At 45.8% G+C, this 24,563-nt stretch carries 21 protein-coding genes, 1 other RNA gene and 2 pseudogenes; 16 read left to right on the top strand and 8 right to left on the bottom strand.

Annotated elements, in window-relative coordinates; translation table 11 throughout:
* Positions 1–171 precede the first annotated feature (171 nt).
* The 5 genes from PAE54_RS10855 to PAE54_RS10835 all read left to right on the top strand — a co-directional run bounded on the left by PAE54_RS10855 (position 172) and on the right by PAE54_RS10835 (position 4,188).
* Complete coding sequence (locus tag PAE54_RS10855) at positions 172–951, top strand: GNAT family N-acetyltransferase (protein WP_326519451.1); 780 nt, start codon at positions 172–174, stop codon at positions 949–951.
* Positions 952–1,046: 95 nt separating this feature from the next.
* Positions 1,047–1,895: a class II glutamine amidotransferase gene (locus tag PAE54_RS10850; protein ID WP_326519450.1), complete on the top strand. Its 849-nt coding sequence runs from the start codon at positions 1,047–1,049 to the stop codon at positions 1,893–1,895.
* Between the two features lie 269 nt (positions 1,896–2,164).
* Positions 2,165–2,620 carry a bacteriohemerythrin gene (locus PAE54_RS10845; protein WP_326519449.1) on the top strand — a complete coding sequence of 152 codons (456 nt, stop codon included), beginning with the start codon at positions 2,165–2,167 and terminating at the stop codon, positions 2,618–2,620.
* 165 nt (positions 2,621–2,785) lie between these two features.
* Positions 2,786–3,868 (top strand): hypothetical protein, encoded by a 1,083-nt coding sequence (locus PAE54_RS10840; RefSeq protein WP_326519448.1) that lies wholly within the window; start codon positions 2,786–2,788, stop codon positions 3,866–3,868.
* Positions 3,865–4,188, top strand: a complete 324-nt coding sequence (locus PAE54_RS10835) for an RnfH family protein (protein ID WP_326519447.1) — start codon at positions 3,865–3,867, stop codon at positions 4,186–4,188. The genes PAE54_RS10840 and PAE54_RS10835 overlap by 4 nt, the downstream gene beginning before the upstream one ends.
* Before the next feature lie 45 nt (positions 4,189–4,233).
* Here the strand turns inward: PAE54_RS10835 and PAE54_RS10830 are convergent, their stop codons facing one another.
* Positions 4,234–4,632 (bottom strand): outer membrane protein assembly factor BamE, encoded by a 399-nt coding sequence (locus tag PAE54_RS10830; protein ID WP_273778603.1) that lies wholly within the window; start codon positions 4,630–4,632, stop codon positions 4,234–4,236.
* A 111-nt stretch (positions 4,633–4,743) separates the two neighbouring features.
* On the opposite strand from PAE54_RS10830, the gene fur reads away from it, so the two are divergent.
* Entirely contained in the window at positions 4,744–5,181 is a 438-nt protein-coding gene (fur, locus tag PAE54_RS10825; RefSeq protein WP_326519446.1) for a ferric iron uptake transcriptional regulator, read from the top strand.
* A gap of 67 nt (positions 5,182–5,248) precedes the next feature.
* On the opposite strand, the gene PAE54_RS10820 is transcribed toward fur, so the two are convergent.
* Together PAE54_RS10820 and PAE54_RS10815 are read right to left on the bottom strand one after the other, a co-directional pair.
* A complete protein-coding gene (locus PAE54_RS10820) occupies positions 5,249–6,367 on the bottom strand; it encodes a PilT/PilU family type 4a pilus ATPase (protein ID WP_273778605.1) in 1,119 nt (372 codons plus the stop codon).
* 30 nt (positions 6,368–6,397) lie between these two features.
* The gene (locus tag PAE54_RS10815) at positions 6,398–7,435 is read right to left on the bottom strand and encodes a type IV pilus twitching motility protein PilT (protein WP_326519445.1); all 1,038 of its coding nucleotides are present in this window, start codon (positions 7,433–7,435) and stop codon (positions 6,398–6,400) included.
* Positions 7,436–7,557: 122 nt separating this feature from the next.
* On the opposite strand from PAE54_RS10815, the gene PAE54_RS10810 reads away from it, so the two are divergent.
* Complete coding sequence (locus PAE54_RS10810) at positions 7,558–8,250, top strand: YggS family pyridoxal phosphate-dependent enzyme (RefSeq protein ID WP_326519453.1); 693 nt, start codon at positions 7,558–7,560, stop codon at positions 8,248–8,250.
* A 75-nt stretch (positions 8,251–8,325) separates the two neighbouring features.
* Here PAE54_RS10810 and PAE54_RS10805 read toward each other — a convergent pair whose 3' ends face one another.
* Together PAE54_RS10805 and PAE54_RS10800 are read right to left on the bottom strand one after the other, a co-directional pair.
* Positions 8,326–11,931, bottom strand: a complete 3,606-nt coding sequence (locus tag PAE54_RS10805; RefSeq protein ID WP_326519444.1) for an AAA family ATPase — start codon at positions 11,929–11,931, stop codon at positions 8,326–8,328.
* A 10-nt stretch (positions 11,932–11,941) separates the two neighbouring features.
* Positions 11,942–13,186: an exonuclease SbcCD subunit D C-terminal domain-containing protein gene (locus PAE54_RS10800; protein WP_326519443.1), complete on the bottom strand. Its 1,245-nt coding sequence runs from the start codon at positions 13,184–13,186 to the stop codon at positions 11,942–11,944.
* Positions 13,187–13,599: 413 nt separating this feature from the next.
* Between PAE54_RS10800 and PAE54_RS10795 the strand changes: the two genes are divergently transcribed.
* Positions 13,600–14,055, top strand: a complete 456-nt coding sequence (locus tag PAE54_RS10795; RefSeq protein WP_326519442.1) for an ABZJ_00895 family protein — start codon at positions 13,600–13,602, stop codon at positions 14,053–14,055.
* A gap of 101 nt (positions 14,056–14,156) precedes the next feature.
* Positions 14,157–15,071, top strand: a complete 915-nt coding sequence (locus tag PAE54_RS10790; protein ID WP_326519441.1) for a TIGR01777 family oxidoreductase — start codon at positions 14,157–14,159, stop codon at positions 15,069–15,071.
* A gap of 16 nt (positions 15,072–15,087) precedes the next feature.
* Here PAE54_RS10790 and thiO read toward each other — a convergent pair whose 3' ends face one another.
* A complete protein-coding gene (gene thiO / locus PAE54_RS10785; RefSeq protein WP_326519452.1) occupies positions 15,088–16,212 on the bottom strand; it encodes a glycine oxidase ThiO in 1,125 nt (374 codons plus the stop codon).
* A gap of 27 nt (positions 16,213–16,239) precedes the next feature.
* The gene (hemB, locus tag PAE54_RS10780) at positions 16,240–17,253 is read right to left on the bottom strand and encodes a porphobilinogen synthase (protein WP_326519440.1); all 1,014 of its coding nucleotides are present in this window, start codon (positions 17,251–17,253) and stop codon (positions 16,240–16,242) included.
* 107 nt (positions 17,254–17,360) lie between these two features.
* On the opposite strand from hemB, the gene PAE54_RS10775 reads away from it, so the two are divergent.
* From PAE54_RS10775 to PAE54_RS10765, 3 genes are all read left to right on the top strand, one after another.
* A complete protein-coding gene (locus PAE54_RS10775; RefSeq protein ID WP_326519439.1) occupies positions 17,361–17,858 on the top strand; it encodes a thioesterase family protein in 498 nt (165 codons plus the stop codon).
* 270 nt (positions 17,859–18,128) lie between these two features.
* The gene (locus PAE54_RS10770; protein ID WP_273778613.1) at positions 18,129–19,274 is read left to right on the top strand and encodes an EmrA/EmrK family multidrug efflux transporter periplasmic adaptor subunit; all 1,146 of its coding nucleotides are present in this window, start codon (positions 18,129–18,131) and stop codon (positions 19,272–19,274) included.
* Positions 19,275–19,284: 10 nt separating this feature from the next.
* Positions 19,285–20,811, top strand: a complete 1,527-nt coding sequence (locus PAE54_RS10765; protein ID WP_326519438.1) for a DHA2 family efflux MFS transporter permease subunit — start codon at positions 19,285–19,287, stop codon at positions 20,809–20,811.
* A 35-nt stretch (positions 20,812–20,846) separates the two neighbouring features.
* Here the strand turns inward: PAE54_RS10765 and glpK are convergent, their stop codons facing one another.
* Positions 20,847–22,337: a glycerol kinase GlpK gene (gene glpK / locus PAE54_RS10760; protein ID WP_326519437.1), complete on the bottom strand. Its 1,491-nt coding sequence runs from the start codon at positions 22,335–22,337 to the stop codon at positions 20,847–20,849.
* Between the two features lie 130 nt (positions 22,338–22,467).
* Between glpK and ssrA the strand changes: the two genes are divergently transcribed.
* The 4 genes and pseudogenes from ssrA (at position 22,468) to PAE54_RS10740 (ending at position 24,390) form a co-directional block, all read left to right on the top strand.
* Positions 22,468–22,827, top strand: a transfer-messenger RNA (tmRNA) gene (ssrA, locus tag PAE54_RS10755).
* A 118-nt stretch (positions 22,828–22,945) separates the two neighbouring features.
* Positions 22,946–23,107: pseudogene (locus PAE54_RS10750) on the top strand (phage integrase central domain-containing protein); the annotation flags it as partial.
* A pseudogene (locus PAE54_RS10745) lies at positions 23,098–23,226 on the top strand (IS3 family transposase); the annotation flags it as partial. The pseudogenes PAE54_RS10750 and PAE54_RS10745, both read left to right, overlap by 10 nt.
* A gap of 114 nt (positions 23,227–23,340) precedes the next feature.
* On the top strand, positions 23,341–24,390 hold the full coding sequence (locus PAE54_RS10740; RefSeq protein ID WP_326519436.1) for an MBL fold metallo-hydrolase: 1,050 nt from the start codon (positions 23,341–23,343) through the stop codon (positions 24,388–24,390).
* Positions 24,391–24,563: the final 173 nt, after the last annotated feature.

Genomic DNA, 24,563 nt, shown 5'->3' with positions numbered 1-24,563 from the left:
AAAAAAATGAGCGTATTTATATACACTCATTTTTACAGCATTTGGCTAAATGTTGCTTAACTGACTGGCATTACTCTGCATATGAGGGCTTTTTTATTGCTGTAATTTTAGTCACTTAATTGTCATCAACTTCGCCTAGTTTATAGCGATGACTTGTAGAGGATGTCATCGATGTTAGCCAAGTTGAACCCGTCACAACAAAATTTTGATGTGTCATTTCCCACAGAAATTACTGCGCAAAAAACAGAATATTTATTTGAATGGGTGGATTCACTCAAAGTCTTACAAGAAGTACAACGCTTTCGTGCTCAACAATTTTCTGAGCAATTTGGGGTCAATTTCCCGCAGCAATTGGATCAGGATCTTTATGATTTTGGTTGTGAACATGCTGTGTTACGCAATAAAGAGACCCGTGAAATTATTGCGTATACCCGCTTAAAAATGTTTCAAGGGCACGAATTGGCACAAAGTTATAGTGCACAAGAATTTCAAGTGTTCCCACAGTTATCCCATTTAGATAATGTGGTGGAAATGGGTCGGGTCTGTGTACATTCGCGTTACCGTTCGGGTAAAGCACTTTCTACTTTGTGGCTGAATCTGATTCCTAAAGTCTTGTGGGGAATGCGTGCAAAATATCTGATCGGTTGTGTAAGTATCCGCTGGGAAGGGAATCAGTCACGTGCTTACCATACCCATCAGTATCTACAGCAATTAGATCCTGCAAGAACAGTCGACATCCAGCCACTACAGGCATTTGAACCTCGCCTCAACGATACGATTTTGGTTCAGGATGAGAAAATTCCAAAACTGTTTGATGTGTATTTAGAGATGCAGGCCAAATTGTCTAAACAGGCCTATTTAGATCAGCAGTTCAATTGTCTGGACTATTTCGTGCTGCTTGAAGTCAAAAAAATGGCACGTAACTTTATGCTGCAACAGAAGGCGGGTTAAGCTGCATCAGCGGTCAGGTTCGATAATCTGATTTGCAAGGCGAAATCGACTGATGCACAATAAACACTTAATTTTATCAGGTGTTTCTGAAGTCTATGTGCCAGTTACTCGGAATGAATTGTGCAACCCCCACGGATATTACCTTTTCTTTCCGAGGGTTTTCACAGCGGGCGGGGATTACCTCAGATCATTGTGATGGTTTTGGCATCGCATTTTTTGAGGATAAAGCCTGCCGCCTGTTTGTCGATAATCAGTCGGCTGTTGAATCCCCAATTGCTGAACTGATCCGTAACTATCCGATCAAATCTCGCAACGTGATTGCACACATCCGCAAGGCGACTCAGGGAAAAATCAATCTGGAAAATTCTCATCCCTTTATGCGCGAGTTATGGGGGCGTCACTGGATTTTTGCCCATAACGGTGATTTACATGATTTTCAGCCTGCTTTAACTGGACGTTTTATGCCGGTGGGGAATACCGACAGTGAGCGTGCTTTTTGTTATTTGCTGGATCAGTTGGTGGAACGTTTTGGTTATGTCGAACCGGCACTGGATGATATTTTTGCCGTGCTTGCCGAGGTTTCTCCACAAATTGCAGAGCATGGGACCTTTAATTTTTGTCTATCCAATGGACAGGCGCTGTTTAGTTATGCCACTACCAAACTACACTGGCTGGTACGTGAATATCCTTTTAAGCCAGCACGTTTGATTGATCTGGATGTGGAAGTCGATTTTAGTCAGGTGACGACGGCGGCAGACCGTGTAGCAGTCATTACCACCGATCCCTTAACGCAAAACGAAGTTTGGACTGCGTATGTCCCAGGGCAGATGATTCTATTTCAACAAGGGCAGCCGATTAAGAGCATGCAAACACGAGTGGAGCGTTTGGTGCGTGAAGCAGAAAATCCTGCCCTAAAACGGATCACACCTGCTGATCAATATTAATGTGATGGATTTCTCATATTAATCCTTTGTTTTTGCTTGGTTTTATGTTTTTAAATTCTTAAATTTAAAGCGAAATAATTATCATTTTGGCTAAAAAATATCTTATCTTTTTAATCTGAATTAATATATTTTTTATATTTAAAACATGAACTTGCAACAAATTGGTGCGCTTTATGGCTAAACCCAACTGATTTGCTTGTTTTTTATTTGCGAAAATTAAATATAAGATGCCTTTCAAGTGATAAATAATGTATGCCACAGGTGGTCGTATGAAGATGAAATGGGTTCCAGAATATAATACTGGCATCGATGTGATTGACGATCAGCACAAACGAATCTTGGATTATATTAACGAAATCGATGGCATTGCTGCGAATACGGATCGCGCGCGTATCAAGCAGATCCTGGATAACATTATTGACTATACCCAGTCGCATTTCACTTTCGAAGAAAGTCTGCAGGAAGAAGCAGGTTACAAGTACCGTGTACCGCACAAACGCGTACATGACTTGTTTATTAAAAAAATTGAATCTTATCGTGACCGCTTTGAATCAGGGCACTCGATTGAAGCCGAGTTACATGAAGTTTTATCGAAATGGTTAATTAACCATATCCAGCACGATGATGCGGATTATGTTGGCGCTGTAAAAGAAAATATGATGGGTATTATTAAAGAGAAAGAAAAGAAAAGAGGGAAAAACTGGTTTGCTCGTTTCTTCTCATAATAAAAAATTAAACGACAGAATAAATGAGCATCGAAAATTAAAATAACCAATCGATAAATTAGCGCAGCAAATCATCCTCAGGATGGTTTGCTTTTTTCTTTGTAAACTTTGATTTTCATTGATGACAAAGGCAAAATAGCCAAAGACTTTTTCAAGGTATACGTCATGCAGGACAATTCTATGTCGCGATGGTTAGCGCCGCTGATGGCATTTTGTTTATCATTTCTAATGATTGCCACATTGGCACCTCTAGTGGGGATTCAGACAGAACGTCAAATTGATTTCTGGCTGCTCTGGTTGGCCAGCATGCTGATTTTGGCCTTACCGCTGGCTTATCTTGAAATCGCCTTGGTAAAACGTGCCAAGATTTCGGCCTTACAGGCTTTATCTTCCCTGACCCGAGATGCTGACGCTTCAGCACGATGGCGTTTGGCGGGTTGGTTGGCTGTGCTGTTTATTCCTTTCTTTGCTGGAGGAATGCTTGCCAACAGTAGTGCCCTTTTGTTGTCACAGCAAAACTTGGGGGTAAGCAGTACTGTAATTATCGCTGCTGCGGCTGTCTTGGCGTTGATCTTGTCATTGTTGGCTCGTCCTATTTTACTGGGCTTAGCAGCACTAGGGGTATTGGCATCACTGATTACTGCGAATGTCATGGGTGATACAGCAAGCAACTGGCAGATGACTGCAATTCAATCAAAAGAGTTACTCTACGCGGCTGTCTTGGCTTTGGTTGCAACCGGTTTGGGCTTGGGTATGTATGGACAAACCAGTCTGCCGCAAGTGAAAAATCGTGATGAAGCCAGTAAGACCGTCTTGCCGATCTGGATTGCTCAACTGATTGCCGTATTGGCTTTTGCCTTTTTCTCGGTCAAGCTGGCTGTTCCTGCCATAACATTGCTCATCAGTGCTATCGCTGTCAGTGCAGTGATGTTACAAATGGCGCGTGAGCAATTGGCCCATCGTCAGTTAGCCGTTCCCGTCCAGTGGTTGTTGGTGGTTATTCCAATGCTGCTTTGGGCTGTACCTGCAATAAGCGTGGTGTTGAATCCTATCCTGATCATTTGGGGACTGGTGATTGTCCTCATTTATGCGATTTTTGTGGGTTGGGTGATGAAGATCAGCCATTTGCGTAAAGCGCTGAATTTCAGCAATGAACTGTTTTATAACCTATGGCGTATTGCGGTTCGTATCATCTTACCGTTGACGATTATCTTATCGCTTATTGCTTTTATTGGATCTTTGCTATGAGCGAGCCACAGCAAGTCTGGGTGGCTTACGCAACCGCAACGCAGCAATTTCATATTGCTGTGCCTTATGTACCGGGGATGACAGCAGGCGACGTGATCCGGCAAAGTGCGATTGAGCAGCAGGTCGCTTTACCTCAACCTTTGCAACTCGGGATTTTTGGCGTCAAAATTGAAAATGCGGATCATGTATTACAGGCGGGTGATCGGGTCGAGATTTATCGGGCATTAATCATTCAACCGCAAGATATCCGCCGTAAACGTGCTGCAAAAAATCCGGTGGGACGCTATCAGAAAGGTAATCGCTTTAAACAATCGAAATGATATAAAAAACCCCTCATTGAGGGGTTTCTTTTTAATTTAAACGGTCTATAGTGGTGGCGCATTTAGGATCGCCTCTTTTGAAGGCGGCAAACCTGGTTGTGTTTCTGGGATCGTTTCTAAACCTTCAATTTTTGTCACGATACCTGATTCATTAAAATAGATTTTTAAATGTTGACCATATGCAGCCGGAATCTTGGCTTTTTTAGCATAAGTTCCTGGAATATAGTGATAGATGTAGTCCCAGCGTAGTGGATTCATCGGATCGGTAACGGTCGGGCTTCCGAGTAAAAAGCGGACTTGTTGATGCGTCATGCCAACTTGAATTTTGGCTGCTTGCGCCTGTGTGAGGGGAGTTCCTTGTGGAATATCGACTTTATATACCCCTAATGTCGAACAGCCGGCGAGCAGTGAAGTGACCAATAACGTCAACATGATTTTTTGCATTTTGCTACACTATCCCAATTAATTATGATGCATTCGATCCGAGGATAAATCATACTGCATCTAAACTCTGTTGCATATTCCAACTTAACATTTGTTGAGAGACCTTTTTTCATGCCTATTTCAAATCAAGATTTACGTAAAGCTGGTTTAAAAGTTACCTTACCACGGATCAAGATATTGGAATTATTAGAAAATTCAAGACAACATCATTTGAGCGCGGAAGATATTTATAAAACATTATTGGAACAGGGTGAAGATGTTGGTCTCGCAACCGTATATCGTGTGTTAACACAGTTTGAAGCAGCAGGCATTATCCAGCGTCATCATTTTGAAAATAACCATTCAGTTTTTGAAATCATGCAGGAAGATCACCACGATCATTTGGTCTGCCAGAACTGTAACAAAGTCATTGAATTTACAAATGATGTGATTGAACATGAACAGCACGCCGTGGCGGAAAAACATGGTTTTGCATTGACAGGTCATTCTTTAAATCTGTATGGCTATTGTGACAGCGCAGAGTGTCAGGATGCTTTCCGTAAGAAGTAAGATTCACATAAATCTGACAAATAAAAAAAGAAGCTTTAAAGCTTCTTTTTTTTGATCTGGATAAATCTTAATGGTTATCAAACGTGATATTGCGGCTTGCATTCAATAACTGGTCACCGCCTTCTTCAATCAACTTGATTTGTAGACGTAGATCGTTTGGTGCATCGGCATGTTTTAATGCTTCTTTATAGTTAATAATACCCGCACGATACAGATCAAATAACGCTTGGTCGAAGGTCTGCATGCCCAGTTCACGTGAACGTTTCATCAGGTCTTTGATGTTGTGAATTTCACCCTTACGGATATAATCTGCCAGAAGGGGAGTATTGATCAGCAGTTCAATGGCCGCACGACGGGATTTGCCATCGACGGTCGGAATCAATTGCTGTGCCACAATCGCTTTCAGGTTGAGTGACAAGTCCATATACAGCTGGCTATGGCGGTCAGCATCAAAGAAGTGAATAATCCGGTCCAGGGCCTGGTTGGCATTGTTGGCGTGCAGCGTTGCCAAAACCAAGTGACCGGTTTCTGCAAAGGCAATTGCATAGTCCATGGTTTCACGGGAACGAATCTCACCAATCAGAATGACATCCGGCGCCTGACGTAGGGTGTTTTTCAGAGCCACTTCAAATGAATCGGTATCAATTCCAACTTCACGTTGGGTAATAATACAGCCCGCGTGTTCATGCACGAACTCGATCGGGTCTTCAATCGTGATGATATGACCTTTGGAGTTGTGGTTACGATAACCAATCATCGAGGCTAGTGACGTTGATTTACCCGTACCGGTTGCACCGACAAAGATAATAATGCCACGTTTGGTCATGGCGAGATCTTTGAGAATCGGTGGTAAATTCAAGTCTTCCATACTTGGAATTTTGGTTTCAATACGACGTAACACCATGCCAGGTAAATCACGCTGTTGAAAGGCGCTGACACGGAAGCGTGCACTTTTCTCGCGGTTGGTAATTGCAAAGTTACATTCACGTGTCTGCTGAAACTCAAGACGCTGTTTGTCTGACATGATTGAATGTAGGAGTTGGCCTACAATCTCCCCAGTCAATTTGGTTTTAGAGACCGGTACAATTTGCCCGTTGATTTTCATAGAGGGTTCAACGTCGGCGGTAATAAATAAGTCTGAAGCTTTTTGTTGTATCATTAAGTTCAGTAAATCATTAAAGTCCATGATTTCCCCCTCATTAATCCTTAAAAAAAATTATAAAAATGATTCTGGTTGTTTTGCTGCGGTACGTGCCACTTGCGGACTGATCACGCCTTTTGCCACCAGTGATTTAAGTGTCTGATCCAGTGTGGTCATACCGTAGTTGGCCCCGGTTTGAATGGCAGAATACATCTGGGCCACTTTGTTTTCACGAATCAGGTTACGGATCGCCGGAATCCCGATCATGATTTCATGTGCTGCCACACGACCGCCGCCATTCTTTTTCAACAGGGTCTGGGAAATTACCGCCTGTAAGGATTCAGATAACATGGCACGGACCATGTCTTTTTCTTCTGCCGGGAAAACGTCAATGATACGGTCAATGGTTTTAGCCGCAGAGGTGGTATGTAGTGTACCAAACACCAAGTGACCGGTTTCTGCAGCGGTTAAAGCCAAACGGATGGTTTCGAGGTCACGCATCTCACCCACGAGAATAATATCTGGGTCTTCACGCAGTGCTGAACGCAGTGCTTCATTAAAGCCATGCGTATCACGATGCACTTCACGCTGGTTGACTAGACATTTCTTGGATTGGTGTACAAATTCGATCGGATCTTCAATGGTCAGGATATGGTCATAACGATGTTCGTTGATATAGTCGATCATGGCCGCAAGCGTGGTAGATTTACCTGAACCGGTTGGACCTGTCACTAGCACGATACCACGTGGATATTCCGCGATTTCCTTGAAAATTTGCCCCATACCTAAATCTTCCATCGTCAAAACTTTCGATGGAATGGTACGGAATACGGCGCCTGCACCACGGTTCTGGTTAAAGGCGTTCACACGGAAACGTGCAACTCCTGGCACTTCAAAAGAAAAGTCGGTTTCTAGGCGTTCTTCATAGTCACGACGCTGTTTATCATTCATGATATCGTAAACAAGACGGTGAACTTCTTTGTGTTCTAGGGCAGGTAAGTTAATGCGACGAACTTCGCCATCCACACGAATCATCGGTGGCATACCTGCGGAAAGGTGTAAATCTGATGCGCCATTTTTCGCAGAGAAGGCTAAGAGTTCTGTAATATCCATGAGGTCCCCAGAATAATCAAAGTACGTAATTATTTTGTAGAATAATACGGCTTTCCCCACGCTTAACCAACAGTTGTCTGTTGAGAAAGTAAAAAAAGATCAATGAAATGAGAATCATGTCAATGAATCCAGTTGAGCAAGCCAGAAATCAGGTTCTGGCACAAATCCAGCAAGCCTGTCAGCAGTGCCAGCGTGATCCTGCGACGGTGCATTTACTTGCAGTTTCCAAAACCCATCCGAGTGATGCCCTGCGCGCAATGTATGCTACCGGGCAACGTGCTTTTGGTGAAAACTATCTGCAAGAAGCACTGGACAAGATGGCTGCGTTACAGGATTTACAGATAGAGTGGCATTTTATTGGTCATGTGCAGCGTAATAAAACCAAGCATTTAGCTGAACAGTTTGCCTGGGTGCATGGTGTGGATCGTCTGATCATTGCCGAGCGTTTATCCAATCAGCGTGAAGCCAGCCAGCCACCTTTGAATATCTGTATTCAGGTCAATATTGATGGGCAAGAAACTAAAGATGGTTGTACACCGCAAGAAGTCCCAGAACTGGTCCGGCAGATCAGCCAGTTGCCACATTTACGTTTACGTGGCTTGATGGTGATTCCAAAGCCGGGAAATACTGCTGCATTTAGTGATGCCAAGAACTTGTTTGATCAGGTGAAAGTTGAACATGCCCAACCGCAAGATTGGGATACCTTAAGCATGGGGATGTCAGCTGATATGGCCGATGCGATTGCTGCAGGCTCGACGATGGTTCGTGTCGGAACCGCACTGTTTGGCGCGCGTGATTATTCAGCAAAAGCTTGAAAGTAAAGCCAGCTGATGCTGCCTATGCGCCATTTTTATGGTGCAACGGAACAGCGCTATATGCTGGCTGCAATTTTATCCCACAATTTCAATATGACTGGCACCCGAGCCCACCGGTTTGACCTGAATCTGAACCGGAATGCGTTCATGCATTTCTTGTATATGGGAAATCAGGATGATTTTACGGCCCTGATTTTGTAAATGATCCAGTGCATCCATCACGATGTGCAGGGATGCTGGATCCAGGGTGCCAAAGCCCTCATCAATAAACAGGGATTCTATCTTCATGGAACCTGATGCCATTTGCGCAATCGCCAAAGCAAGTGCTAAAGAGACCAGAAAAGTTTCCCCACCCGAGAGTGAAAGTACCGGACGAATCTCGCCATTCATATGATGGTCAATGATCGCCAGTCCCAGGCTGTTGTCGATACGCTGTAGTTGATAGCGTGGTGCCAGCGGTTGCAACTGTTGATTGGCATATTCCACAAGAATGTCTAGATGGTGTTCCTGGGCAATTTTTTTAAACTTGCTGCCATCTGCACTCCCGATTAGATCGGAGATACGACTCCAGCGGTATTCTTGTTGCTGGATACGCTGGATTTGCTGTTCAAACTGCTGCTGTTTCTGCAGATTTTGTTGCTGTAGCTGCAGTTTTAGTTTCAGTTCATCACGCTGTGCCGAGAAGTCCTGTGTCTGTTGTTCCAGGTCGGCGAGTTGTTGTTGGACCTGGAAAAAGTCACGTTCTGGTTGATCTTTAAGATGTCGCTGCTGCTGGTCTTGTAAGGTCTCTAGCGCCGTTTTGGCTTGTTGTAATGTCTGTTCATGGGTGTTCAAATGCTGGCGTAACTGCTGTTCCATTTGGCTGGAGATGTGTAACAGCGTAGTAATCTGACCATCAGAAAATTGCGTTTGTTGTTGCCATAGCGTGATTTTCTGCTGGCAAGCGTGCAGTTGTTGTTCCGTCAGTTGGTGTTGAGCTTGCAGCTGTTGCAGTTGTTGTTGCTGTTGTAGATAGTCCGTCTGCAGATGCTCAAATTGCTGTTTGTGCTCACTATAGTTTTGCTCAAGCGTATGCAGTTTCTGTTTGAGTTGATCAAGCCATTCTTTTGCCGTTTCAAAGGGAGGTTCGGCATAAGCAGCCGTTAATTGAACGACATGCTGTTTGAGTTGTTCTCCCTGTAATTGGGTCTGCTCGAGTGCCTGCTGTAATTGAGTCAATTGCTGCTGTTGTTGAGCGCGTTGTTGCTGTTGAAGATGCAGCTCATTTTCAAGGGGCTGCAGCTGTTGCTGCAATTGTTTAATTTGATTGAGCAGGACATGGCGGTTTTGTAATGCAGTGCTGAGTTGCTGGCTACATCCGATGCGGTCAGCCTCCCAAGCCTGGCGCAGGCTCTCAGATAAATGCTGCACGATTGGCAGTTCGAGTTGTTCGAGTTGTTGTTGCTGTTCAAGTTGCTGCTGGAGCTGTAGTACTTTCTGCTCGTGGCTTTGTAATTCTTGCAGACTAAGTTTGAGTTGCTCCAGCTGCTGTTCGAGGCGCTGTTGGCGATCTTGCTGCGCATTTTCCAGTATGCTGATGTGGCCTAGCAGATGTTCATCGCTTTGCTTAAAGTCAATTTCTACCGTGAGCTGTTGTGAGTCTGTGCTAAGCGTATGGCGCAGCTGTTCAAGCTGCCGATGTAGCTCAGTAAGTTGCTGTTGTTGATGCTGATAACGCTGCTCGCTTACCACTCGTGCCTGCTGACAGGTTTGCCAAAGACTAAAACTGTCCTGTTCTGCTTGTCGCAATTGTTGTTCCTGCTGTTCCTGCAGAGCAAGCAAAGATTTTTCCACCAACTGTGCATGGTCAATATATGGATGTGTGATACTGCCACAGACCATGCAGGGGTGATCGGTCTGCAGACTGGCACGCAGTTCTTCGACATTCTTAGAGTGGATCAGGCGTTGTTGCTGTAAGATTTTTTGTAATTGTTCACGTTCTTTTTTGGCCGTCTCATACTGTTGTTGAGCCTGTTTTTCTTGTTGCCCGTGTTCTTGCAGCTGTTGCTGTGAATGTGTCAGTGCAGATTCCAGCTGTCGTTGTTGTTGATGTTGTTCCAGGTAATTTCGCAGTTTTTGCACAAGATTCTGTAGGGCATATCCCTGTTGTAGCAGGGCTTCTCGTTGCTGCTGTAACTGCTGAATTTCGGTCTGTAAGGTGTTGGTATTGCCAAATTTTTCATGTAGGGGGGTGATCTGCGCTTGGCATAGGTTTAATTGGATTTGTAATGCTGGGGCGTCCAGTGCCGCTTGGGCGGGAAAGCGCTGTTGAATCAGCTGATGCTGATGTTGAATCTGTTGCAGGAGGCGTAGGATTGCCTGCGGTTCTTCATCAAAAATTGCCAGATGTTGACTGTCGGATAGTTGTTGCGTCAGAAGTTGCTGCTGCTGTTGTAGCTGTACCTGCTGTTGTTCTAATTTTTGAATTTGCTGTTGCAGAGTGGGTAACTGTTGTTGTGCCTGTTCATACTGATCGCGAAGTTCACGGAACTTGCTGGCCAGGATTTCCCGCTCGTGTGCATACTGCTCGGCTTGTGCGATTTGGGGCTGGATCTGCTGCTGAAAGTTTTTTTCTTGCTGTAATTGCTGCTCAGCCTGTAAATAGGCATGTTCTTTGAGTTTAAACTCGCTTTGCAGGGCAAAAAATGGCGACTCCAGTTGTTGTAACTGCTGTTGCAGTTGAATATGTTGCTGCTGCAGTTGTTGTTGCTGTTCTACGCTAGAGCGGATTTCAGCAAATTGGGACAGCTGTTGTAATTTTTCGCGTTCGGCATTGAGCTGTTGATCTGCCGCCAATTGCAGCTGGTAAATTTCCTGTTTACCCTGGATTTCTGCATGTAATTCATGTTGCCGTTGATGCCATTGCCATTCTCGTTCGAGCAGCGATTTATTTTGTTGCAACTGTTGCAGGTTCTGTTCTTGCTGCTGTAACGCTTGCTGAAGTTGTGTGACTTGCTCAGCGGTCAATAACTCAATATGCCCCAAGATATCATTGAGTTTTTCTTTCTCTAAGCGGATGGCCTTGGTTTTTTCAAATGCGGTTTTGCCCACCTGGCTAAAAATGTTGGAGTTGGTGAGATATTCCAATAAATCTGCACGTTCCTGATCCTTGGCTTTTAAAAAAGCGCCAACTTCAGACTGAGCCAACAGCACGGCACGGGTGAACTGTTCAAAACTCAGACCAATCAAGCGGAAAATCGTGTCATTACACTCGGATATTTTTTGTGTCAGGACACGTTGATCGTCCAGACACAAAACTGAACGGTCGATTTTCAGGTTGCCATCGAGTTTGTTGCGTGCACGGCGAATTTCCCAGCGTGCACGGTAATGTTTTTGGTCGAGTCCAACAAAATCCAGTTCAGCGAAACCACTCGTCGTCCCGCGACGTAAGATGTTTTTGGTGTCTTTAATGGAAATATCCTGACCACTGGCATCCCGCAGTTTGCCATCACTCTGTTTCAGGCGAGGAATCTGGTCAAATAATGCGAGACACATAGCATCCAGCAGGGTGGATTTGCCGGCACCCGTGGAGCCGGTAATTGCAATCAGACCGGCATGAAGCAGAGGATCGGCTTCAAAATTAATCTCCTGTTCACCACTGAGTGAGGCCAGATTTTGTAATTTTAGGCGTAAAATTTTCATGGCGGCTCACCTAAGGTTCAGTTGGATGTAAGGCGTCGTTCGCCTCGTCCAGCAACGTGAGAAAGTCCTGCATGACTTCAGGATCCTGTTCATAGCCCATTTTTTCCCATAAGTCATGAAACAGGCTTTCCGGAGTCGGGGGGGCCAGATCAATTTTAGAGGTCGTATTGGCAGTTGGGTCTGTATTGACCAGTTTCCGGCTGATCCGAACCAGACGATATTGTTGTTCTGGTAGCAGTTTCTCAATTTGCAGACGCAAATCGGGCGGTGGTGGCTTCAGGCTGAAATATTCAATATCCACAAAAGCCCGCTGGTCAATCGCTTGCGCCGCACCATTGGGTAAATCGCGTAGTTGTTGCAGGACTTCATCGAGTTCGCCTGCGAGCCGATATAAAGGGATGGTTCTCGGAATGGGTAATTTTTCGATCGCTAATTTTTGTTGCTGCTGGGGCTGAATATGGATATTCAGAACCTGATGCGGGTAGTGAATTTCACTAAAGGACAGTGGAATGGGTGCCCCACTGTAACGGATATGCTCATGCTGAACCTTTTGCGGTTTATGTAAATGACCGAGTGCCACATAATCAACTTCATCCCCAAACAATTGCGTGGAGAGTGCTTCCTGATTGCCAATCACAATCTGGCGTTCGGAGTCGGATGTTTCTGCCCCCTGTAAATGGGCATGGGTCATGAGAATGAGTGCCTGTTCAGGGCTTTTTCGTGCCTTGGCTTCGGCAATAACCCGTTGATGGATGTACTCAATGGCACGACTGGTGTCGGTTGTTGCCTCGTTATAACCGGTGATTTCAGCAGGGCGTAAAAAAGGTAAAGCGACACACCAAGCCACAATTTGTCCCTGGGTATCATGGATCGGGATAATCAGGCGGTCCAAATCAAGTGTCCGGTCAGTATTCCAGTGCACGATTCCCACGGTTTTGGCGTTATATTTCTCTAGCAAGGGCTCCACCTGTTCAATGCGGTAACCTGAATCATGGTTACCGGCAATCATCAGGGTCTGCATATGGGGGGCTCGCTGATGGGCATCGGCAAGAAACTGATAGAGTTGTTTTTGCGCACTCGAAGCGGGATTGATCACATCAAACAAATCCCCGGCGATGAGTAAGGCATGGGGCTGTTGCTGTGCAATCTGTTCGAGTAACCAGGCCAAGAACTGTTCATGTTCATACTGACGTGAATGGCCGTAGAAGAATTGTCCCAAATGCCAATCCGATGTGTGTAAGAAGTGAACCGTCATGCCCTTGAACTCAAATGAAAATTCAGTCCCTATACTATAAATAAAGCAGGCGGTTGTGTGCAGAGAATTACAATCTGACGTCGATTTTTGTCGCAGGCGTGCAAAGCTGAGGAATGAGCGATCTATAAAAAATAAAGACCGACGATTCGAGTGATGAGAAATCGTCGGTCAAAGGAACTTCGTCATGATAAAAGATTGGCTGCTGATCAATCGATTACAGGGAAGTTGGTTTGTTATTCTGTGTTGAAACTTGAAGGGCTGCGTCTAACATGATTTTGCGGATGCCGTGCGAAACAATGATTTCTTCAGACCTTACACTTTATATAACGCTGTCTGCGCGATTTGGTTGACAAGAAAATGCAAAAGATCGCGAAAATTTTTATACTGCTGCTTTATTTGCCGGATTCACTGTCATGGTGTCATTAAAAAAATATTATCTGTGGTTTTTTCTGCTCTGTCTGGTCTTTACCTTGCTGGTCGGGGTGTTGGCCGCATTATTACCATTGGGAGTAGGAGGAATTCTAACCGCAGTGCCTTATTTATTGGCCATGATCATCGTGCTGTACCTGTTCCTCAATCAGCAACGCCGGGCACCTACCCAGCAGGAACGTAAGCAGTTTACCCTCAATTTTAGCCTAATTTTCTGGGGTTATAATGCGCTGGGCGTATTGTCTGGATTGTGGTTATTTTCCCGGCAGGATCCTGAAGTATGGCAGAACTTTTTGCTGTATTTAAAACAGCCCCTATTCTTGGCGCTCATTGCCGGCATGATTCTGATGCTGGCGATTCCGCTGAGTTTGCTGACCTACTGGTTTTATGGACCACAAGCGCAGCGCATGGCCCAGCATAAATTCGGTTCCTCCGTTTAAAACCAGTTTTTTATTTGCGCATCGTTCTGAGTATGTGTTTGATTCTGGATGCTAAACCGCTATGCTGAAATCAACCTGCATGATCATTATGGAGCAAGCCGATGCCATCAAATGCCACAGTTTTGCTGACCGGAGCCACAGGATTTATTGGGCAGCATTTGGTTCCTTTTTTACTCGAAAAAGGTTGTCAGGTGATTGGTTACAGCCGACAACGAAATCTGCAACCGCAACAGCCTGGCTACCGCCTGATTCATGATTTTGATCAGCTCAAAGGCGAACAGATTGATTATGTGATTAACCTGGCGGGGGAAAGTATTGGTGAAGCCCGCTGGACAGATGCGCGTAAACAAAAGCTGATCGATAGCCGGGTACAGACCACACGTCGTTTACTGGACTGGCTAGACCAACAGCAGGTCTATCCCAAATGTATCGTCTCCGGTTCGGCGATAGGCTATTACGGCATTGATGAACAGGAGCAATGGTCAGAAGTCTGTAGCGAACAGTCTCCACCGCAAGCCCTCTTCATGTCTGAACTTTGCCAGTTATGGGAGCAAGAAGCGCTGCGACATCACCAACAGAACATTAAAATTATTCGTCTGGCCGTGGTTTTTGCTGCGCAAGGCGGGATTCTGCCGCAAATGTTGTTACCGATTAAGCTCAAGACTGCAGGCCGGATTGGTCATGGCCGTCAGCCGGTGGTCTGGGTACATATACAGGATGTACTGGCCGCGATCTGGCATGTCTTGCAGCACCCTGAATCGGAACAGCAGGTGTTTAATGTGGTGGCACCGGAAAATGTCACCCAGCAGCAATTTGCACAAACAGCTGCAAAAATCTTGCAGCGCAAACCTTTATTCAGTTTACCTGCTTGGGTGCTGCGTTTGGCATTGGGTGAACAGTCACAATTGGTGCTCAATGGTCAGCGTGTGACCCCCCAAGCTTTGCTGTCCCAAGGCTTTGAGTTTCAGTACCCAACCCTGGAAGGTGCGCTCAAACATCTCCTTAAAGCACCGTGAACATTTACAAACTGCATTATGAAATTGCCAGGGCAGAGTGTTTGATTAAACGTTGCGGTGAGTAAGGTTGATGATCTGTGAGTGTTGGCTGTTGCAGGATCATTTGTCTTAACAGCTGGGCTGACGCTGGTCCCATGACCAGACCATTGCGGAAATGACCGAAATTGGCCCAAAGGTTTCTCACTTCTGGCATCTGGCCAATATAAGGAATCCCTTCTGGCGTTCCGGGACGCAGACCGGCCCATTGCTGGACGATCGGGAATTGGGCCAGTTCCGGCACCATTTCCAGCGAGGCATCGAGAATATTCTCGCGGATGGCATCGACAGGAGTGGTGTCAAAGCCACGCTCTGACATGCTGGAACCGCAGACAATATGGCCATCCTGCCGGGGAATCAGATACATCACCTTATTCATGCACATGGTCGGTAACCAGTTTTCAGGTGCTTTAAATAATACCATCTGGCCATGTACCGGGCGTACCGGAATATCCAGTTGCAAGGGTTCTGCCCATTTTTGGCTCCAGGCCCCTGTCGTGATGACAAACTGATCAGCGTGAAATTTTTGCTGGTCTACGGTGATCAGGGCGCTAACTTGTCCATTTTTTAATTCAATTTTCTCAATCGGGGTATTTTCAAAAAACTGCACTTTGGGGTGCAGTTTTAAATACTGAATCAGCGATTGCAGCAAGCGTGGGTTACGCACATTGGCGATTTGCGGGAAATAAATGGCATGTTGAAAAGTAGAATCAACATGCGGATTGACCTGTTCCAGCTGTTCCCGCTGTACATATTCGCAGGCCTGCATCGGTTCCTGATAGCGTTCCGCATAGTTCAGGCCAATCTCAAAATCATCTTCATCAAAAATCAGCATACCACTTTCGTTGATTTCAAAATCAATGCCGGTGACTGGGCTGATTTTTTCATTCAACTGCTGATACAGGCGTTTGCCATGTTGTGCCAATGTGTTGACTTCATGCGGATATCGCCAGGGATACATCGGGGAGAGAATCCCTCCTCCTGCCCAGGATGCGGCACGACCGGCCTGCTGTTGGTCAAAAATCGACACGGAACAGCCGTGTTCCACAAGTTCTAAAGCAGACAACAAACCGCTGACGCCTGCTCCAATAATGGCGATATGCATCATGTACTCAAATTCAGGTTAGTGGGGTTATCGCATATTCTTGAGCTGTTCAGCTGCTGTTTCAGCAAAATAGGTCCAGATGCCATCGGCACCGGCACGGCGGCAGCACATTAGTGACTCTAAAATGACACTTTCCGACAACCAGCCGTTATGGATGGCTCCGGCCAGCATCGCATATTCACCACTGACCTGATAGACAAAGGTTGGAACCCCAAAGCTATCTTTCACTTCACGCACAATATCCAGATAGGGCATGCCTGGTTTGACAATCACCATATCGGCCCCTTCCTGAATGTCCAGCGCAATTTCGTGCAGGGCTTCAGCGCGGTTGCCAATATCCATTTGATAATTGTATTTATTGCCACCTTTTAAGTTGCTAGCCGAACCTACTGCATCTCGGAATGGTCCATAGAAGCTAGAGGCATACTTGGCGGAATAGGCCATGATATTGGTATAGATCAAGTTATTGGCTTCAAGTGCCTGGCGGATCGCACCAATACGGCCGTCCATCATGTCACTCGGTGCAACCACGTCGGCACCGGCTTCGGCATGGCTCAAGGCCTGTTTGATCAGACATTCTACGGTTTCATCATTCAACACATAACCGGTGTCGTCAATGATGCCATCCTGACCATGCGTGGTATAAGGATCTAATGCACCATCGGTGATCAGCACCATTTCTGGCAATTCTTTTTTTAACAGGCGAACGGTATTTTGTACCAGACCATCTTCACGCCATGCGGCTTCTGCAGTCAGGCTTTTGTCTTCTTGCGGGGTAACCGGGAATAGCGCCAGTTTAGACACTCCAAGTTCAAGTAAGCGTTCTGCTTTTTTAACTAACAGATCCGCAGACAGGCGCTGAATGTTCGGCATGCTGGGAATATCTTGGGTCTGGTTCTGACCTGGTAATACAAATACTGGATAAATCAAGTGATGGGCCGTCAATTGCGTCTCGCTGACCATGGTGCGGAGTTGATCATTCTTGCGGATGCGGCGCATACGGGTCGCAGGAAAAGCGGGACGATTGAACGTATAAGTCATAACAATCTCGTTTATCAGTATAAGATATAGGCCTATTGTAGTCCCATATTCAGCCATTTGGGTATGGTAGCAATGCTTTTTCTCAACGAGTGCATACGATAATTCATATGACCAATACCGATAAAACCTGGACGGGGAACCTGCTGCTGAATGAGCATCATGACAGTGATCAGATGGTGGAACAGTTATGCGCGGCATTTAATCAGGCACCATTTTTTCAACATGTTGGCATGCAGATGCGGGTGCGGCAGAGTCAGATTGAAGGCTATTTTGAGATGCAACCTTATCTGATTGGAAATAAAGCCTTTCAGATTTTGCATGGTGGTGTGGCGGCGACCTTTTTAGATAGTGTAGGTGGGGTGATTGCTATGGCGGAAGTCTATCATCGCCGTCATGTAGAAGATTTGCATGAAACCTCAAAAAAAATCTCGCGGCTGGCTACGGTTGATATGCGAGTAGATTATCTTGCGCCAGGCCGAGGCCAGTATTTTATTGCACGTGGTGAGATTTTACGCTTTGGACGCAAAGGCTGTACTGTGCGGATGACCATGGTCAATGATGAGGAAAAAGCCATCGCGACCGCAATTGCCTCTTACGCCTACTAAATAGGTCTGATTTCATCTTTTCTTGAAGCTGATTGTCCCGAATCAGCTTTTTTATTGCCTGGTCAAACTTGTATATTCAGAACGTTATAAAAAGTGGGATAAAAATAGAAAACTCAACAGTTACGTTTTTAGATCGTAATTTAAGTTTGATGTTTTACAATCGTGATATTTCTTGCCCACAGTGCAGTTAGCTGCCTGTTTCCCTTAAGAAAAGAGCCCATATCGTGCATGGGATGTTTGTGCTTGAACGATCCGGATAAGGAATAAAATATGACCGATACTCAGCCATCTGCGAAGGATGCCGCAGCCGTTCCCGCTGAAAATCACGGTACACAGATGAACAAACGTAAAACGCTGCTGAAAATTGTAGCCGTATTGTTTATTGCTGCCGTTTTAATTTACGCCATTTGGATGTGGGTCGGACAGGATTCAGTCAGCACGGATAATGCCTATGTAGGTGCCGAAACGGCATCTATCACTTCAATGGTTAGTGGTCAGGTCGTAGAGGTGCGCGTAAAAGACACCCAACAGGTCAAAAAAGGGGAGCTGTTACTCAGTCTGGATACCCGCGATGCAACCATTGCATTAGCACAGGCTCAAGCAGAATTGGCCAAAGCACAACGTCAATACAATCAGACCTCCGCGAACAGTCAGTCCTTAAATTCACAGATTCTGGTACGTCGTGATGAAATTGCCAGTGCGCAAGCTCAACTCAGCAAAGCACAGGCGGATTTGAACAAGGCACAGAATGACTATGCACGCCGTCAGAAGCTGATCGAAACTGGGGCGATTTCCAAAGAAGAATTGACCAGCGCGCAGGCCGCGGTTGAAACAGCACGGGCGGGTCTATCACTGGCTCAGGCACAAGTGGCTCAGGCGGAATCCAGCCGTAAAGCGGCCGAAAGCACCCTAGCTGCCAATGAAGCGTTAATTCGTGGTACCAATCAACAGTCGACACCAGATGTGCAGGCTGCCCAGGCACGTGTTGATCAGGCGCTATTGGATCTGGAGCGTACCCGTATTCGTGCGCCTGTTGATGGAGTGATTACCCGACGCAATGTACAGGTCGGACAACGGGTGGCACCGGGTACAGCCCTGATGATGATCGTGCCGGTGGCACAACTGTATGTAGATGCCAACTTTAAAGAAAGCCAGTTGGCCAAAGTGAAAGCCGGACAGTCGGTCACTCTAGTTTCAGATTATTATGGTGATGATGTGGTGTATCACGGTAAGGTGGTCGGTTTCTCCGGAGGCACAGGTGCCGCATTTGCCTTGATCCCGGCGCAAAATGCAACAGGTAACTGGATTAAGGTGGTTCAGCGGTTACCTGTACGGATTAGCCTCGATCCAAAAGAGCTTGCAGCCCATCCTTTACGCGTTGGGCTGTCCATGACAGCCACAGTACAACTCAAGTAGCAGGCTCGCAATGAACCGTCCAGCCCCATTTGCCGATTTAACCGGAAGCCGTTTGTGGATCGCGGCCTTCTTCCTGGCATTTGCCAATTTTATGGTGGTGCTGGATACCACGATTGCCAACGTTTCTTTGCCCCATATTACCGGCAGTCTCGCCGTTTCAAGCACGCAGGGAACCTGGGTCATTACCTCCTATGCGGTTGCTGAGGCGATCTGTGTGCCGCTGACGGGCTGGCTTGCAGGGCGTTTTGGTATCGTCCGTACTTTTGTGACTTGTGTTATCGGTTTTACCGTGTTTTCAGTGCTATGTGGTTTGTCGAACAGTCTGTTGATGTTGGTACTGTGCCGGATTGGTCAGGGCCTGTTCGGTGGTCCGATTATGCCGCTCAGCCAGACCTTGCTGATGCGTATTTTCCCTCAGGAAAAACATGCACAAGCGATGGGATTGTGGGCCATGACGACCGTGATTGGACCCGTTTTAGGGCCAATTCTCGGGGGATTAATCAGTGACAATATGTCCTGGCACTGGATTTTCTTTATTAATATTCCGGTGGGGATCATTTGTGCACTTGGCGCGATCAGTTTGCTGAAATCGGTAGAAAGTCCGTTAGCAAAATTAAAAATAGACAAGATGGGGCTGCTGTTGCTGGTGATCTGGATTGGTGCCCTGCAGCTGATGCTGGATTTGGGGCATGAACATGACTGGTTCCATAGCCAGATCATTGTGGCGCTCGCAGCAATTGCGGTCAGCGGATTTATGATCTTTCTCATCTGGGAGATGACCGAGCATCATCCCGTGGTCAATGTCCGGGTATTCCGGCATCGTGGATTCAGTATTTCTGTGCTCGCTTTATCCTGTGGGTTTGGAGCATTTTTTGGCAGTATTGTGCTGATTCCGCAATGGTTACAGGTAAATATCGGCTATACGGCGACCTGGGCCGGTTATGTCACGGCCACCATGGGCATCGGTAGTGTGATGATGTCACCGATTGTAGCTAAACTGGCAGTGCAATATGATCAGCGTGTTTTGGCGAGTTGTGGTTTGTTGTTACTCGGTGGTGTGACCTTGCTGAGAGCTTTCTGGTCCAATGAAGCGGATTTTATGACGATTGTTCTTCCGCAAATTTTGCAGGGGTTTGCGGTTCCTTTTTTCTTTATTCCGCTGTCCAATATGGCATTGGCTTCAGTGTTACCGCAGGAAATTGCCTCAGCAGCTGGTCTAATGAGTTTTATGCGTACGATGGCAGGGGCGATAGGTGCTTCAGTTGCGGCCACCCTATGGGATGATCATGCCAAGTTGGCACGTAGTGAGATTGTGGCCCGACTGCAACCAGAGGATATTCAGAAGACCTTACAGCAAAATGGCTTATCTTATGACAGTGTATTGGGTATGATTTCAAACTTGGTCGATAAAGAAGCGCTGACCTTGTCTGCCAATCATGTATTTTTGATCTTCAGCGTAATTTTTGTGATTTCTGGATTGATTATCTGGCTGTGCCCGAAACCGCGTCAAGGCACAGCATCGAGCCCGACCCACTGAAGCCCGAAAGGGGCTTTTGATATGGGCAGATGTATTTATTGGTCGATATCCGAGCGCGCCCGTTTTAATGCAATTTTCCATTCATGTAAACGGCTCTGACGTTCATCTTCCCTCATGTTGGGGACAAATTCACGCTCCAATTGCCAAGAAGCACCAATTTCTTTCAAATCACTGAAGATGCCCATCCGCAGCCCAGCCATGGCAGCAGCACCCCATGCAGTCGATTCTAGTAATTTGGGACGGCGTACGGGAACATTGAGCAGATCCGCCTGAAACTGCATCAACATATCACTATGGCTGGCGCCTCCATCGACACGTAATTCCGTGAGAGGATGGGCCACATCGGCCTGCATGGCGTGAATAACATCTGAAACCTGAAAAGCGATGGCCTCTAATGCAGCACGGGCAATATGTGCCTTGGTGGTTCCGCGTGACATGCCACAAAGCAACGCGCGGGCATCGCTATCCCAATGCGGCGCGCCTAGACCGGTAAAGGCCGGAACCAGTACCACTCCCTCCGTAGAATGGACCTGTGCCGCCAGTCGTTCCGTATCACTACTTTTCTGGATAATACCCAAGCCATCACGCAGCCATTGCATGATCGCCCCGGCCATAAAAATACTTCCCTCCAATGCAAAAGTATTTTGTCCGTGACATTGCCAGGCTAAGGTGCTCAACAGTTGATTCTGGCTGAACTGGATATCTGATCCAGTGTTAAACAGTAAGAAGCAACCGGTACCATAAGTATTCTTGGCAGAGCCTTTTTCAAAACAGGATTGTCCAAACAAGGCGGATTGTTGATCACCTAAAATCCCCGAAATTGGAATGTTGGCACCCAGTAAGCCTGTGGCAGTGTCGGCAATATAGGTATCCGAACTGATAATTTTGGGCAAGATGGAGCGTGGAATATCAAACAGATCCAGCAGTTCTTCATCCCAAGCCTGATTGTGCAAATTCATCAGCATGGTGCGAGAGGCATTGGAAGCTTCAATAACATGCTCGGCACCTTGCGTCAGGTTCCAGACCAGCCAGCTATCTATGGTGCCAAAGGCGAGGTGACCTTGTGTTGCCAATGCACGTAAACCGGGGATATTTTCCAGAAGCCAGACCAGTTTTCCTGCACTAAAATAAGGATCAATCAGCAGACCGGTTTTTTGCTGAATTTTTTCAGAAAGCCCTTGTTGAACTTGTTGATGACACCAGATGGATGCCCGACGGTCTTGCCAGACAATTGCAGGCGCGAGAGGTTGACCACTACGCTTATCCCACACAACAGTGGTTTCACGCTGATTGGTCAGGCCCAAAGCGGCAACATCCTTGGCGAAAATACCTGCACTGGCGAGCACTTGTTGTACTACACCAATTTGAGTGGTCCAGATTTCGAGTGCATCCTGCTCCACCCAGCCTGGATGAGGGGTCTGAATCTGAATTTCTTGTTGTGCTGTGGCAAGCGGTTCGCCGTATGTATTAAAAATAATCGCGCGGCTAGAAGTTGTTCCCTGATCCAGGGCCAGTAAATAGCTCATAATTTTTTTTTGTTGGCTCTTGAAAATATAAATAGGATCTCAATTATGTAAATTAACACATCAAGCAAGGTGGATTACGAGAAAGAACATAGTAATTTTTCGTGGTTGTGCTAAGATGTGTTGGTTATCTGGGGATGTCTTTGGCTTCGACGCTGATGATGAAACTCATAGATGCATGCCGAGAGCGCATTTTCTCTCGTAAATAAAATTTGCATTTAAATAGTCGCAAACGACGAAACTTACGCTCTAGCTGCCTAAGGGCCGCTTGTCCGCTTCCTAGAATACTTGTGGTCTGGGAACCCGACCGAAGCGCACGCACACAAGTCCGTATAGAGTCAAGCCTCGGGGCTTTATACCAAACTTAGAGGATCGCTTCTTGTACCCTGTTCGTCGGGTCACTTGAGGTTAAAACAATAGACGATATCTAAGCATGTAGTATTCTCGAGCGTAGTGTTGGCGGACGCGGGTTCAACTCCCGCCATCTCCACCAAATTCTTAAATTTGTATGTTGTTGTATGACGATGTATAAGTAAATAAAGCTTAAATCTTAATGGTTTAGGCTTTTTTTACGCTTGTATATGCCGTTATATGCACAGGGGCTAATCTTGCGTGAAGTTGCGGAAGATTGGTTCCATAACCAAAAAGAGACCTGGTCACATAAACATATTTTGAATGTACGGATTTCTCTAGATGAATTGTATGTTTCATTAGGTGATCAGCGGATCAATAAAATCACACAGCAGCTTAAAGAAAGAATTAAATCTATAAAACACAAGAAATGACCCGCACGGATGTGTTTGATGATATCGAGATGTTTTACAATCAAATGAGGCATCATTCACATCTTAATGAAATGAGCCCAGAAGCATTTAAGCCAGCTTCAAAATGAGACTATAGTAGGTCTAAGAGAGGAGGTAACAGTCCATCATATTTTTGACTAAGTCATACAATTAAAGATACAAGATTTCAGTCTCAGTATTTAACAGCTAAACAAGGAATAGTTATGAATAAAAAATTAATATTAACAGCAGCTTGTGGTTTTATTTTACCTTCACTATTCACCGCTTGTGTTCATACCAATACATTTGTTTCACAAGGCGAAACTAAAATAGTCACGAATAATAAAGAATACTTGCACCTTGCGAGTACCCATCCTGCCCGTATTTCTCCCAATAAAGATGAAATGCGTATAACTTTATTGGGAACAGGGAGCCCTGTGCCGAGCGAACAACGTTTTGGTATGTCCACCTTGGTGCAAGCGGGAGGCTATAATCTGGTTTTTGATGCAGGGCGAGGCGCAGTCATCCGTTTAACCCAAGCAGGGATGCCACTAGGAAAGGTGAATGGTGTTTTTTTAACTCATTATCATTCCGACCATGTCAATGGGCTGAGTGATCTGTGGATGACGGGCTACATCCCTGCATTTGGCGGTCGTCAAGGTGATTTTAATGTATATGGACCAACTGGCGTCATGGCCTTAGTAGAAGGTTTGAAGATGGCCCATGCAGATGACATTCGAGTTAGGGTGGCAGATGGTGAGCTAAAGAAAGAGGCGACTAATATTGTTGCTCATGAATTTTCTGCTGAAGGTGGTATTGTTTTTAATCAAAATGGCGTAGTCGTTACTGCCTTTAAAGTTGAACATGATCATCATGGCGCTATTCAACCCGCTTTAGGTTATAGAGTGGATTATGCTGGACGTTCGGTACTGATCAGTGGCGATACCATTCCCACCGCGAATGTACTTAAATACGGCAAAGGCGTTGATTTATTGATACATGAAGTAGCCGAGTTTCAAGATATTCAGGCCTTGCCACAAGTGTATGCTCACCACACCAATCCTCGAGAGGCCGGTGACATCTTTAACCAAACTAAACCTAAGATGGCGGTATACAGCCACATCGTAAATGGAGTTTCATCTAAAATTATTGGCATTCCTGATGAGGTATTAATCCAGCGTACTAGGGTCAATTATCAGGGCCCATTAGTCGTGGGTAGAGACTTAATGAGTTTTTTATTAACGCCTAATAAAATAGATGTTTACACACCTTAATTTTTCTCAGTCATCTTTATTTCGATCTAGACAATGACTAAGCCAAAACTCCAACGTTTTTTATGTGAATAAATTTGATTAAAAACCCCTGTTTGGGTGCTAATCAGCGTGCAAAACTGACCAGAAATCTGGGAAAAACAGCGTCCAATTTTGACCACCCCAGATGTTATGTA

Origin of the sequence: Acinetobacter minutum, assembly GCF_035916735.1 — a bacterium.
Taxonomy (GTDB): Bacteria; Pseudomonadota; Gammaproteobacteria; order Pseudomonadales; family Moraxellaceae; genus Acinetobacter.
Note: the sequence above shows the minus strand (reverse complement) of the source record. Positions and strands in the feature narration are given on the sequence as shown.